Source organism: Nocardioides dokdonensis FR1436 (genome assembly GCF_001653335.1).
Classification (GTDB): domain Bacteria; phylum Actinomycetota; class Actinomycetes; order Propionibacteriales; family Nocardioidaceae; genus Nocardioides; species Nocardioides dokdonensis.
Window position 1 is genome coordinate 1871031 of record NZ_CP015079.1, and the last position, 13129, is coordinate 1884159.

The window sequence follows — 13129 nt, forward strand, 5'->3', positions numbered from 1 at the left end:
CAGGATGCGATCGATGCACGGCGACCTCGTCGCCGGCAGCAACGCGCTGCTGCGCGCGACCCTCAACGCCGTGCCCGATGCCGTCGTCGTGGTCGACGAGCGCGGCGTGATCACGGCCGCCAACATCCAGGTCGAGGCCGTCTTCGGCTACCGCCCCGACGAGCTCGAGGGACAACGGATCGAGGTGCTGGTGCCGCCCCGCCTGCGGACCGGTCACCCGAGGCGACGCAACGGCTACAGCCACCGCCCGATGGGGCTCCTGCAGCTGCCGGCGTACCGCCGCGACGGCGTGGAGTTCCCGGCCGAGATCTCGCTGGCCCCCATCGCCACCGACGAAGGCCACCTGACCGTGGCCACCGTGCGCGACATCAGCGAGCGGCTACGGCTGGAGGCGGAGGCGGACCGACTGCGCGACGAGCTGCTGGCCACGATCAGCCACGAGCTGCGCACCCCGCTGACCTCGATCATCGGCTACACCGAGCTCCTCGAGGACCTCGAGCGCGACGCCATGAGCCCGCTGGGGCGCGACATGCTCGCCAAGGTCCGCCGCAACGCCGGCCGCGAGCTGCGCCTGGTCGACGACCTGCTCACCCTCGCCGTCGACAACCTCGGCCACATGCACCTGCGCCTCGGGGACGTCGACCTGCTCGTGCTGGTGGGGGAGGTCGTCGAGGACCGGCGCCACGAGGCACGTCGGCTGGGCCTGGTCATCACGGTGCACGGCGACGCCGACACGCTGCGCGCCGTACGCGGGGACCGGCACCGGCTCACCCAGGCCCTCGACAACCTCGTGGCCAACGCCGTGAAGTTCACCGCGACCGGCGGACGGGTCGACGTCCACGTCTCCGGGCTCGCCGACAGCACCGTCGTGACCGTCACCGACACCGGTGCCGGGATCTCCTCGGCCGAGCAGAAGCGCGTCTTCGAGCGGCTCTACCGCGGTCGCGACGCCTCCCACCAGGCGGTGCCCGGCACCGGGCTCGGGCTCGCGCTGACCAAGGGCATCGTCGAGGCGCACCAGGGGAGCGTGACGCTGCGCAGCGAGCTCGGCGTCGGCACCACGGTGACGGTGCAGCTGCCGCACCGCCCACCGCGCGACTGAGCCCCACCATCACGAACAGGGGTCTGGATCGTTGGTCCAGCGTCCACCACCGAGAGGCCCTCATCATCATGCGTCGCACCCGCTCCACCCTGCTCGCGCTCGTCGCCACCCTGGGCTTGGTCCTCGGGCTGGTGCTGGGTGGCGTCGGTGCCTCGACCGCGGGGGCCGCGGAGAAGTACCCGGTGCCCTACAACTTCCTGCCCAGCGCGATCGCGGGCGGTCTGCAGAGCGACGCGCCCGGCACCAACGACTGGGACTGCCGGCCCAGCAAGCGGCACCCGCGCCCGGTGGTGCTGGTGCACGGCACCTTCGGCAACCAGAGCACCAACTGGCAGACGTACGGCCCGCTGCTGGCCAACAAGGGCTACTGCGTCTTCGCGCTGACCTACGGCACCGAGCCGGCCCTCGGGCCCGGCAGCGGGTACGTCGGCGGGCTGGGCAAGATGCAGCGCAGCGCCCGCGAGCTGAAGGCGTTCGTCGCCGAGGTCCGTGCCGCGACCGGGGCCCGCAAGGTCGACCTGCTCGGGCACTCGCAGGGCACCCTGATGCCGGCCTGGTACCTGAAGTTCCTGGGCGGGGCGACGCACGTCAAGCGCTACGTCTCCCTGGCCCCGCTGTGGCACGGCACCCAGGTCGCCGGCGCTGCGGCGATCACCGCCGCGGTCTTCGGCGTCCCCGTCGACAAGGCCGTGCCGCTGTGCGTGGCGTGCGGCCAGTTCTCGCCGGACTCGACGTTCCTGCGTCGCGTCCGCGCTGGCGGCGTCGCCCAGAAGGGCGTCCGTTACACCAACATCATGACCGAGTACGACCAGCTCGTCGTGCCCTACACCTCGGGCCGCGAGAAGGGGATGCGCAACATCGTCGTGCAGGACGGCTGCGACACCGACTACACCGAGCACTTCCAGATCGCCGCCGACCCGGTCGCCGCCGGGCACGTGCTCAACGCCCTCGACCCCCAGCACCGTAAGCCAGTCACGTGCCAGCTGGTGCTGCCGTTCGTCGGCGGGCCGCCACAGCCCTGAGACCCGGAGTCCTCAGAGGCAGGCCCAGACGCAAGGACACCGGGCCCGACGCCACTGGGGGGTGTGTACGCGCCGGGCCCGGCGTCAGTAGTCAGGTTCCCCGACCGCCGCGGGTTCATGCATTCCTTTCACAACTGTTTCACCAGGTGGACCGGCCTGGGTGCGATGGACTGCGGTCGCTGGTCCGGTCGTGGTCCGGGTCGTGTGGCTGAGGACGCGCCCTGACGCGTCCCCGGGCCACGACCCGAGCCACGACCCGAGCCACGACCGGGCGACGGTGAGGGAGGCCGCGGAATCAACCAACGTCCGCCGGCGTTGAAGCCAACCGTGCCCATCGACGACTCACGCCGCGTGTCCATGCTGATCGGCGTGCTCTTCGGGCTCGCCGGGATGGGCTCCGCAGCCGCCGCCGTGGCGCTCCCGGCCCTGGGCCAGGACTTCGGCATCAGCGTCGGCACCGCCGCGTGGACGATCAGCCTCTACGCGCTGATGTTCGCGGTCACCACGGCGCTCTACGGCCGCTTCTCCGACCTCGTCGGCATCCGCACCCCGCTGCTGATCGGCATCGGGCTGATGGCCGGCGGCGCGCTGCTGGCCGCGCTGGCGCCGACGTACGCCGTGCTCCTCTTCGCCCGCCTCGTCCAGGGCGCCGGCGCCGCCGCCGTGCCGACCCTCGGTGTGGCGATCCTCAGCGGCCGGTACGACGGTGCCGTCCGCGGGCTCGCCCTGGGCCGGCTCGCCGGCACCGCGGCCGCCGTGACCAGCCTCGGGCCGCTGCTCGGCGGGGTCGTCGAGCACGCCTTCGGCTGGCGCGCGGTGATGGCGATCCCGATGCTCGGGGCGCTGGTGATCCCGTTCGTGTGGCGCGCGCTGACCACCGAGGGGAGCGGGGCCAACCTCGACGTCATCGGGGCCGTGCTCGTCGCCCTCACCGCCGCCGGGCTGGTGCTGCTCATCCAGTCGCCCTCGACCGGTCTGGTGATCGCGCTCGTCGGGCTGCTGCTGCTCGGTCTCGGCACCCCGCTGGTGATGCTGCAGGTGCGGCGTCGCCCCGACGGGTTCCTGCCACGCGACGTGATCCGCAACCCCGTCGTCGTCCGCTCCGCGCTGGCGGCGGCCGCCGTGCCCGCCTCGTGGTTCGGGATGCTGATCGCCGTGCCCGCGGTGCTCGTCGGCGAGGCCGGCTGGGAGCCGTGGCAGGTCGGCCTGCTGCTGCTGCCCAGCTCGGTGGTCGCGGTCCTCATGCCTCGGGTGACCGGGCCGATGCTGACCAGGATCGGCGCCGCCCAGACGCTCGTCGGGGCCGCGATCGCCGCCTCGCTCGCGCTGTTCATGTCCGCGTGGGGTGCTGCCGTGCTCTCGCCGGTGGTGCTCGCGATCGCGTTGATCCTGGTGACGTTCTCCTTCGGCGCCGGCCAGCCCGCCCTCTCCGCCTCCGTCGGGGGCGCGGTGCACGTGCACGTGCGCGGGGTGGCCCTCGGCATCGCCACGCTCGTCTTCATGACCGGTGGCTCCGTCGGCTCCGCCCTCGTCGGCGGTCTCGGCTCGGTCACCGGGCTGCCGTGGGCGCTGGCCATCCTCGGGGTGCTGCCGCTGATCGGCATGACCGCGCTGTTCCCGATCCTCAAGCACTCCCCGGAGGCGCTGATCGCCGAGGCCGACTGACGGCCCCGCCTTGTCCGCGGTCAGAGGTGGAAGCCGCTGCTGTGCGGGCAGGCGGTGCCGTACCGCCACCGACACCGGACGTAGCGTCGGAAGCGGGTGAGGCCCTTACGCGACATGGTCCGAAGGTAAGGAACGATCCGTTCGCTCGCCACAAGAAGTGCAGTGAGTGGGCGAATGGGGGCATGGAGGACCAGACCAGCAGCAAACGCCGAGCGGTCACTTCTGCACCCTCGAGCAGTCACTTTGTGCACGCCCGAAAAAGTTTTCGATCTGCCTGTGGAAAACGCTATTTGACCTGGTGTTTTACCTAGCGGCTTGGGAGAATGTTCCCATGGCCACGACGGCGCTGCACCCCATCGGCGACGCTGTCGCGCGGGTGCACTCGGTGTTGGACGACGTCGCTGAGACCCCGGCGTGGTCGATGGGTCAGGCTGACGCCGCTGAGGTGCTGGTGCAGATCGCGCGGGCTGAGGCGAGGTTGGTCGAGCTCCGCTCCCGGGCGCTGGTGCAGGCGGAGGCTGTGGCGGTCCAGGATCGCAACGCCTCGCCGTCGCTGGCGGTGTGGCACGCGTACGTGACCCGGTCGACGAAGCGGGAGTCGTTCCGCGAGGTCCACCTCGCCACCGGTCTGACCCGGTACGGCGTGGTGCGGGAGGCGCTGGGGCGTGGCGACCTGGTCGCGGAGCAGGCGTCGGTGATCGTCAACGCGCTGGACGTCCTGCCCGACGACCTGGACACCTCGGTGCTGGAGCAGGCCGCGAAGGCGCTGGTCGCCTACGGCGAGGTCCACGACGCCAAGGCGTTGAGGATCCTGGGGCGTCGGATCCTCGAGGTCGTCGCCCCGGAGGTCGCCGAGGCGTGGGAGGCCGAGCAGCTCGCCAAGGCCGAGCGTGAGGCGGAGAAGGCGGCGGTGTTCCGGATCCGTCAGGACGGCGAGGGCCGCTGCAAGGGGTCCTTCACGGTGCCGCTGCTGGTGGGGCAGATGCTGGAGCGGGCGCTGCTGGCGTTCGCCGCACCCAAGCACCAGATCGCTACGCGCACCGGACAAGACGGCCAGGACGACGCACCCCTGCCCGTACGTCGGCCCACCGCACAGCGTCTGGGTGCGGCGTTCGTGGAGCTCATCGAGCGCCTCGACCCGACGACTCTGCCCCGTGCGGGCGGGGTGAACGCCACCGTGGTGGTCACCATGACCGCAGCCTCGCTGATGGGCGGACTCGCTGCCGCGACCCTCGACACCGGCGCCCGGGTCTCCGCCGCGACCGCACGGCGGCTGGCGTGCGAGTCCGGGATCGTCCCGGTCGTGCTGGGCGGGAAGAGCCAGCCCCTCGACGTCGGCCGGACCAAGCGGTTCTTCACCTACGCCCAGCGGCTCGCCCTTGCGGTGCGGGATCGGGGCTGCACCGCCGAGGGCTGCGACGCCCCGCCGGCGATGTGCCACGCCCACCACGACGACCCCTGGTCCTGCCACGGCCACACCGACCTCGCCCGGGGCCGGCTGCTCTGCCCGTTCCACCACCGCCGCATCCACGACCCGGAGTACGAGGTCGATGTCGGCGCCGACAACCAGGTGCGGTTCCACCGGCGGACGTAGGAGAGCTCTGCTCGGTTCTCACGGGGTCTCGACGGGCGGTCGGCGCCGGGGCGCCTCCCTGCTCGACAGTGACGATACGAATGGAGTGCCTGGTGGCAGGTCGTCCTGACTCGCTGCTCGACTGACCATGGTGTCCATCGCTGGATCTGTCGGTCGGTCTGCTGCCGGGTGCTGCACCCAGCCAGGCGGGGGCCTCGTGACTTCATAGGAGCTTGTGCCCAGCCGTCACTGATCACTGTCCTGTCCGCTGCCCTCGCCTGGCTGGCGCCACCGCCACCACAAGAGGAGACGGCATGACCACCATGACATCTGCACCACCCGTATCGCACTGCACCCACGAGGAGACCAGCGCTGCCTTCGGTGATCCGCCGTCGCCACGGGTCGGGGTGATCGGCGGAGTCGACACCCACCGCGATCAGCACGTCGCTGCCGCCCTCGACTCACTGGGACGCCTGCTAGGCATCGAATACTTCGACGCTGACACATCCGGCCATCGGGCCCTGCTGGCCTGGCTGGAATCGTTCGGACCGGTGCTGATGATCGGCATCGAGGGCACCGGCGCCTACGGCCTAGGACTCGCACGCCACCTGGCCACAGCCACCACCGCCGACCTGATCGAGGTCGATCGACCAGATCGACGCACGCGCCGGCTCAAGGGCAAGTCCGACCCCGTCGACGCCGAAGCCGCCGCCCGCGCGGCGTGGTCGGGAGCGCACACCGGCACTCCCAAGGCCCGCGACGGACGCATCGAAGCGCTGCGCAACCTGCGTGTCGCTCGACGCTCAGCAGTCCAGCAACGCGCCGACGTCGTGCGCCAGATCAAAGCACTGATCGTGACCGCCGAGGACGACCTACGCCACCGCCTGCGTCACCTAGACACCCCCACATTGGTGCGCACCTGCGCCGCACTGCGACCCGACCCCGCGCACATCGCAGAGCCCCTGCACGCCACCAAGGCCGCCCTGCGCAGCCTCGCCCGCCGTCACCGCCACCTCAGCGAGGAGATCACCGACCTCGAGGCGCTGATCCACCCCCTGGTCGAACAGATCAACCCCGCCCTGATGGCCATCAACGGCATCGGACACGACTGCGCCGGACAGCTCCTGGTCACCGCCGGCGCCAACCCCGAACGCATCCACACCGAAGCAGCCTTCGCGATGCTCGTCGGCACCGCGCCGGTCCCGGCCTCCTCAGGCCAAACCCACCGCACGAGGCTCAACCGCGGCGGCGACCGTCAGGCCAACGCTGCCATCCACCGCGTCCTGCTCTCACGAATGCGCTGGCACAAACCCACCAAGACCTACCTCGCCCGCCGCGTCAACCAACGCGACCTCTCCAAACGCGAAGCAGCCCGCATCCTCAAGCGCTACATCACCCGCGAGATCTACCCCGCCCTGATCAACCCCCACCACGGACTTGACCATCCATAGGAGCATCCAACGGTGGGGTGCTCCTCCCTGCTCAACCCACGGGGGCGGCCCTGGGACAATCGGCATGCCGCCTGAACCCCCGCTGCGAAGGACCGCCTCATGAGCTACCCCCTCCCGCTCCGACGAGGACGGCTGGTCGCCGCCACCGCAGTCCTCGCCTGCGCACTGGTGCTCGCCGGGTGTGCCGGCTCGGACCCGCAGCCGCCGTCGTCCGCCGCCCAGTCGGACGCGGCCGGCGACCTGTTGTCCACCCACGACCTCGCCGGCCTCGACACCGCTGAGGTCATCGAGCGGCTCGACACGCTGCCGCTGGCCGAGCGCCCGACCGACCTGCTCGCCTCCGTGCAGCCGGACGCCGTCGTGCTCACCGACGACCAGGACCGCGAGACCTGGCTGCCGATGCCGACCGACGAGGTCTACATCTCGGTCGCGCCCTACCGCGAGCAGACCCATGAGTGCCACTTCCACAGCCTCACCACCTGCGTCGGCGAGCTCGGCAACGAGACGGTGCAGGTCGTGCTCACCGACGCCGACGGCGACGTGCTGATCGACGAGACCCGCGAGACCTACGACAACGGCTTCGTCGGGCTGTGGGTGCCGCGCGACCTCGAGGGGACCCTGACCATCGAGCACGACGGGCGCACCGGCACGGTGCCGGTCGCGACCATGGACGCCGACGACCCGACCTGCCTCACCGGGCTGCGCCTCACCTGAGCGTCGTACGCCGCCGCGTCACCACCGTCGCGTCACCACCGGCGGGACCCCTGACGAATCCCGGGCGAGCGTGGCGGCAGTGCGCCGATGTCGGCGGCCGCGATCTGGGCGCGCTCCAGCTGGGCCTGGACCTCCGCGCCGGCGGCCAGGGCGCGGGTGAGGGCGTCGGCGACCACCGCGACGGCCGCCTCAGGCTCGCCGACGAACGGACCCTCGCGCACCGTCAACCGCCGCGCCTCCTGCGCGTCGACCAGCCAGGCGGCGACCGCCCGCGCCCCGTCCTGGGTGGCCTGCGAGGTCATCCCCAGGCAGCCGAGGACGACGTACGCCTCGCCCGGCCCGGCCAACCCCTCGACCCGGGCGCCGTACGCCACGCTCCTCGCGGCCGAGCGCAGCTCGACGGCCCGTGCCGCGGCGGTGCTGCGGTCCCGAGAATCACGCATCCCCACCGTGCTGCCCCCTCGCAGTCGAACCCGACCTCCACTGTGGACGCCGCGACCGTTCTCGTCCATGGCGACAATCGGGGGTCAGAGTTTAGAGTTCCTGCATGGAGCTCCGGCTTCACCGCCTGCGCATCCTCCGCGAGGTCGCGCACCACGGCGGTGTGAACGCGGCGGCCCTCGCGACGCACTACTCGCCGTCCGCCGTCTCCCAGCAGATGGCCGCGCTGGAGAGGGACGTGGGCGCCCCGGTGCTCGAGCGCCGCGGCCGCCACGTCGTGCTCACCGAGGTCGGGCAGGTGCTGCTGCACCACGCCGAGATCCTGCTCGCCGCGGAGCGCGACGCCCGCAGCGCGGTCGAGCACGTGCGTGACCTCGTGGCCGTCGAGCTGACCGTCGGGGTCTTCAGCACCGTCGCCGCGGGCCTGGTCCCGCAGGTCGTCACCGACCTGGGGCGTCGGCGCCCCGAGATCCGCGTCCGCACCCGGGAGACCGATCCCGACGAGGCCGGGATGCAGCTCGCCCACGGCCACCTGGACCTCGCCTTCCTGATCGACTACCCCGACGCGACCGAGCCCTGGACCGCCGGGCTCGCCCTCGTGCCGGTCATGGACGACCGGCTCCACGTCGCGGCCGCGACCGGCCAGCTGGCGCCCGGCACGATCCGGCTCGCCGACCTGGCCGACCACGACTGGATCATCTCCGGACCGCAGAGCTACTACGGCAGGGCGGTCCGGGCCGCCTGCCGCGACGCCGGCTTCGAGGTCCGGACCACCCACGAGGTGGACGGGCAGGCGACCGCCCTCGCCATGGTCGCCGCCGGGCTCGGCGTCACCCTGGTCTCCGACCTGGGCCGCACCTTCCTGCCGGGCGACGGGATCACCCTGCACCGGGTCTCGCGGCCGCTGCGCCGCCGGATCCTGCTGGCCCGCCACGAGCGGGCCGACAGCCCGGCGATGCAGGCGTTCCTGAGCAGCACCGCACGGGCCGTGGCCGCGCTGGAGCTGGCGGATCAGGACTGAGGCACGAGACCGCTGTCGCGGAGGGCCTGCTCGAGGCTGGTGGCGATCGTCTGGTGGCCGGCGTCGAGGGGGTTGCCGGCCGCGCCGGTGGGCAGGTCGGCCCAGCCCTCCTTGCTCGGGCGCAGCACCAGGGTGCCGTCGAGGTCGCGCCACGCCTTCGTCATCTTCGCCTCCTGCTTCGCCTTCACCCCGTCGGGGCGGAACGAGCTGACCGCGACCACCGGGGTGTCGGGCAGGTCGGCGGCGATCTGCTCGCCCAGGTCGGCGATCGCCCGGGTCACGGCCTTCGTGTCGGTGGCGCCGGCGTACCCGGCCTGCACCAGGACGGCGTCGGGGTCGATCGAGCCGAGCGGGGCGCCGGCGAACATGTCGAGGATCGTGCTGCCGCCCAGGCCCGGCACCGTGTAGCCGGCCCCGGACTCGGCGACGGTGCGCACGTCCCAGCCGAGGTCGTCGGCCAGCAGCGCGGCGTACGACGCCTTCTCGGTGGAGGCGCCGTCGCCGGCCGCCCAGCCGTCGCCGAGGAGCAGCAGCACCGGGCGGGGCCGGTTCGCGGTCGGGGTGAGGGTGTCGAAGGTCGGCGGCTCGTAGGCCGGCTCCGCAGGCTCGCTGGGGGAGGCGTCGGGCAGGCCGGGGGCGTCGGGCAGGCGGTCGTCGCTGCCCCCCGGGTCGACGACGGACTCGACGTCGGTGTCCTCGGCGATGCGGTCGTTGAACTGCGTCCAGGCGTAGCCGGTCCCACCCACGACCCCGAGCGCGAGCAGCACGATCAGGAGGGCGGCGAGAGGGAAGTCGTGTCCGCGGCGCACCTTGGCAGCGTAGGGGATCGGGACTTGCCCGGCGGGGGCGCCGTGGCTCTGGGAGAGTGCGGCCGTGGACATTGGTATGACACTGCCCGTGATGGAGCCCGACCTGTGGTCGGCCCCCGACACCCTCGAGCGGTGGGCGCGCGAGATCGACGCCGGGCCGTGGTCGTCGCTGTGCTTCGGCGAGCGGATGGCCTTCGACAACCCCGAGACCCTCACCCTGCTCGGCGCGGTCTCCGCGTGGACGAGCCGGGTGGCGATCGCACTGACCATCGTGGTGCCGCAGCTGCACGAGCCGGTGCCGCTGGCCAAGGCGCTCGCCACCGCCGACCGGCTCTGCGGGGGCCGGCTGACCCTCGGCGTCGGGGTGGGTGGGCGCGAGGAGGACTACCGCGCCGCCGGCGCCCCGCTCGAGACCCGCACGATGGCCGAGATGGCCGACCGGGTCGCGGTGCTGCGCCGCGTCTGGGCCGGCGAGAAGGTCGTCGAGGCCACCCTGCCCGTCGGGCCCGCGCCGCTGCAGGTCGGCGGGCCGCCCGTGTACGTCGGCACCCTCGGCCCGCGCACCATCAAGCACGCCGCCGGCTGGGCCGACGGGCTGGCCGGGGTCTCCCTCGACCTCGACCTGGACGGGGTGTCCGCGCTCTTCGACCTGGCCCGCGAGTCCTGGGCCGCGGCCGGGCGTGAGGCGCCGAAGCTGACCACGTCCTTCTGGTTCGCCCTCGACGACGGCGACGGGTCCGCCCGCGAGCAGGTGCACCGGCACCTGCGCCACTACATGAACTGGTACCCCGTCGAGCTGGTCGACGCGATGGCGCCCACCACCGGGTTCGCCGGCACGGTCGAGGAGCTCGAGGAGGTGCTGCGCGGCTTCGCCGGCATCGGCTGCGACGAGGTGCAGCTCATCCCGACCTCCTGCGACCGCGAGCAGCTCGCCGCCGCCGCGGACGTCGTACGACGCCTGGGCTGAGGGGCGCTCCCGTGCCCGTACCGCTGAGAGGAGAACGCCCGTGGACCTCGTGCTGAGCGTCATCATTGGCTGCGAGATCGCCTTCTGGGTCGTCGTCGCGCTCGGCCTGCTGGCCCGCTACGGGTGGCGGCGGCGACGCCTCGGGGCGGTCCTGCTGGCAGCGACGCCGGTGATCGACGTCGTCCTGCTCGTCGCGGTGGTCGTCGACCTCGAGCGTGGCGGCACCGCCACCTTCTTCCATGGCCTCGCCGCGCTCTACCTCGGCCTCTCGCTGGCCCACGGGCCCGCCATGATCCGGTGGGCCGACACCCGTGTCGCCCACCGCTTCGCCGGCGGCCCGCCGCCGGTCAAGCTCTACGGCTGGGCCTACGCCCGGGGCTGCTGGAAGGACGTCGCGCGCACGACGCTCGCGGTGGGCATCGCAGCCGGGGTGCTGGGGCTGCTGACCGTCCTGGTGCAGGACGCCGAGCGCACCGAGCCGCTGCTGTCCGTGCTGCCGCTGCTCGGCATCTGGTGGGTGGTCGACCTGCTGTGGGCGCTCGGCCACACCGTCTGGCCGAGGCGGCCTGCCGCTGCCGGGTGACCGCAGGCGCTACCGGGTGTCGCGCCACAACGCGGCGCAGCAGGCCATCGCCGCGGCCCACAGCAGGATCACCGGGACGTCGCCGGTGTTGAAGCCGTGGCTCTCGCTGACCCTGAACAGCACCCGGCCCGCCCACGGCCCGTGCCCGGCGATCAGCAGCAGCGCGAGCACCGAGGTCACGAGGTAGACCGCGATGGCGATCAGGCGTCGGCGCTGCACCCGCTGACGATAGTCGTGGGCGTGCACCGGCCCCGCACAGCGGTCCGCCGGGGGAGCGGCTCGATGCGGCGTGCTAGCGCATCCTGACCACCTCGGCGAAGCCGCTAGCCATGGCTAGCGAGACGTTTCGCCTTGTTTCATGAGGGTTACTCGACAGTAGTGACTCGTCACACACGCGCTTGCACTTGCAAGCGCTAGCAGGAGCAAGCATGATGGAGGCATGACAAAGGGAAAGGTCTCGAGCGCCGTCGAGACACTGGGCGACTACCTCAAGGAGCAGCGCACCACTGCGCAGCTCTCCTTGCGGCAGCTCGCCGAGCAGGCCGGCGTGTCGAACCCGTACCTCAGCCAGATCGAGCGCGGGCTGCGCAAGCCGTCCGCCGAGGTGCTGCAGCAGATCGCACGGGCGCTGCGCATCTCCGCCGAGCAGCTCTACATCCGCGCCGGCATCGTCAGTCCAGACGATGGCGTCGGTGGGTCCGTGGAGCTGTCCGTGCTGAACGACCCGGCGCTCACCGAGCGCCAGAAGCAGTCGTTGCTCGACGTCTACCAGTCCTTCCTCGCCATGAACGGCGCTGGTCCAACGGACCCGGCACCGCCCGTCACCGACGAGGACTGAGCGACCACCCGTCGTACGCCGCTCGTGTGAGCGGCGCCCCACAGACCACCCGACACCGTCGGGATCTCAACCGAAGGAGCCGACCATGGCCAAGACCAAGTTCGACATCAAGTCCGAGGCCACCAAGGGCCTGTACGCCTACGCCGGTGTGGCCGACCTCGTCGTCGAGTCCGTGCGCGACTACGTCGCCGTCGTCCAGAAGGACGTCTCGACCCGCGTCGCCGACGTGCAGAAGTCGGTCTCCGACCTCGACTTCAAGCCGGAGACGCTGCGCAAGCAGGCCGTCACCACCGTCAACGCCCGCGTCGACGCCCTGACCGAGGACGCCAAGGCCCGCCGCAGCGCCATCGAGGCCCGCGTCGCCGAGCTCCAGACCGAGGCCCTCGCCCTGCCGGGCAAGGTCCAGGAGAGCGCCACCGAGACCTACACCGACCTGGTCAAGCGCGGCGAGACCCTGGTGACCCGCATCCGTCGCCAGGAGTCCACCAAGGCCACGGCCTCCTCCGCCAAGACCACCACGGCCAAGGCGAAGACCGCGAAGACGCAGGGCACCAAGGCGGCCACCACCACCGCCAAGAAGGCCTCGACGACGTCCAAGACGGCCGCCAAGAAGTCGACCACCGCGACGAAGACCGCCGCGAAGACCTCGACCGACGCCACCAAGACCGCCGCGAAGAAGACCGCGACCGCCACCAAGACGGCCGCCAAGTCCACCGCGACGACCGCCAAGAAGTCGGCCGCCCCCGCGCAGTCCTCGGCCAAGGCGACCACCACCGCCGCGACCAAGACCGCCGAGAACGCCGCCACGGCGACCACCGAGGCCGCCAAGAAGATCGGCGACTGAAGGACCCCCACCTCCACGCTCGTCGAATCGGTCACGCGATGACGAGCGCACGGAGCTGAGGCACCAGGACCCCCGCACCCACCAGGGTGCGGGGGTCCT

At 72.0% G+C, this 13129-nt stretch carries 14 protein-coding genes; 11 read left to right on the top strand and 3 right to left on the bottom strand.

Annotated features, from left to right (window positions below):
* The first annotated feature begins 4 nt into the window (after positions 1–4).
* The 6 genes from I601_RS08830 to I601_RS08855 all read left to right on the top strand — a co-directional run bounded on the left by I601_RS08830 (position 5) and on the right by I601_RS08855 (position 7527).
* On the top strand, positions 5–1102 hold the full coding sequence (locus tag I601_RS08830) for a PAS domain-containing sensor histidine kinase (RefSeq protein ID WP_084527376.1): 1098 nt from the start codon (positions 5–7) through the stop codon (positions 1100–1102).
* A gap of 68 nt (positions 1103–1170) precedes the next feature.
* Positions 1171–2124: an esterase/lipase family protein gene (locus I601_RS08835; RefSeq protein WP_068108380.1), complete on the top strand. Its 954-nt coding sequence runs from the start codon at positions 1171–1173 to the stop codon at positions 2122–2124.
* Between the two features lie 327 nt (positions 2125–2451).
* A complete protein-coding gene (locus I601_RS08840) occupies positions 2452–3789 on the top strand; it encodes an MFS transporter (RefSeq protein ID WP_068108383.1) in 1338 nt (445 codons plus the stop codon).
* Positions 3790–4120: 331 nt separating this feature from the next.
* On the top strand, positions 4121–5383 hold the full coding sequence (locus I601_RS08845) for an HNH endonuclease signature motif containing protein (RefSeq protein ID WP_068108387.1): 1263 nt from the start codon (positions 4121–4123) through the stop codon (positions 5381–5383).
* A gap of 293 nt (positions 5384–5676) precedes the next feature.
* On the top strand, positions 5677–6813 hold the full coding sequence (locus I601_RS08850) for an IS110 family RNA-guided transposase (protein WP_237089591.1): 1137 nt from the start codon (positions 5677–5679) through the stop codon (positions 6811–6813).
* 99 nt (positions 6814–6912) lie between these two features.
* The gene (locus tag I601_RS08855) at positions 6913–7527 is read left to right on the top strand and encodes a CueP family metal-binding protein (RefSeq protein WP_068108393.1); all 615 of its coding nucleotides are present in this window, start codon (positions 6913–6915) and stop codon (positions 7525–7527) included.
* Between the two features lie 32 nt (positions 7528–7559).
* Here the strand turns inward: I601_RS08855 and I601_RS08860 are convergent, their stop codons facing one another.
* Positions 7560–7970, bottom strand: a complete 411-nt coding sequence (locus I601_RS08860; RefSeq protein WP_157519991.1) for a hypothetical protein — start codon at positions 7968–7970, stop codon at positions 7560–7562.
* A gap of 104 nt (positions 7971–8074) precedes the next feature.
* Between I601_RS08860 and I601_RS08865 the strand changes: the two genes are divergently transcribed.
* Entirely contained in the window at positions 8075–8989 is a 915-nt protein-coding gene (locus I601_RS08865) for a LysR family transcriptional regulator (protein WP_068108402.1), read from the top strand.
* On the opposite strand, the gene I601_RS08870 is transcribed toward I601_RS08865, so the two are convergent.
* Complete coding sequence (locus I601_RS08870; RefSeq protein ID WP_169834680.1) at positions 8980–9798, bottom strand: SGNH/GDSL hydrolase family protein; 819 nt, start codon at positions 9796–9798, stop codon at positions 8980–8982. The genes I601_RS08865 and I601_RS08870 overlap by 10 nt on opposite strands.
* Positions 9799–9874: 76 nt before the next feature.
* Between I601_RS08870 and I601_RS08875 the strand changes: the two genes are divergently transcribed.
* Positions 9875–10765 carry an LLM class flavin-dependent oxidoreductase gene (locus I601_RS08875; protein ID WP_068108407.1) on the top strand — a complete coding sequence of 297 codons (891 nt, stop codon included), beginning with the start codon at positions 9875–9877 and terminating at the stop codon, positions 10763–10765.
* A 40-nt stretch (positions 10766–10805) separates the two neighbouring features.
* Positions 10806–11348, top strand: coding sequence for a hypothetical protein (locus tag I601_RS08880; protein ID WP_068108408.1), 543 nt, complete (start codon positions 10806–10808; stop codon positions 11346–11348).
* 9 nt (positions 11349–11357) lie between these two features.
* Here I601_RS08880 and I601_RS08885 read toward each other — a convergent pair whose 3' ends face one another.
* Positions 11358–11567, bottom strand: a complete 210-nt coding sequence (locus I601_RS08885; RefSeq protein ID WP_157519993.1) for a hypothetical protein — start codon at positions 11565–11567, stop codon at positions 11358–11360.
* A gap of 220 nt (positions 11568–11787) precedes the next feature.
* Here I601_RS08885 and I601_RS08890 point away from each other — a divergent pair, with 220 nt between their 5' ends.
* On the top strand, positions 11788–12186 hold the full coding sequence (locus tag I601_RS08890) for a helix-turn-helix domain-containing protein (protein WP_068108414.1): 399 nt from the start codon (positions 11788–11790) through the stop codon (positions 12184–12186).
* An 85-nt stretch (positions 12187–12271) separates the two neighbouring features.
* Positions 12272–13030: a hypothetical protein gene (locus I601_RS08895; protein WP_068108417.1), complete on the top strand. Its 759-nt coding sequence runs from the start codon at positions 12272–12274 to the stop codon at positions 13028–13030.
* Positions 13031–13129: the final 99 nt, after the last annotated feature.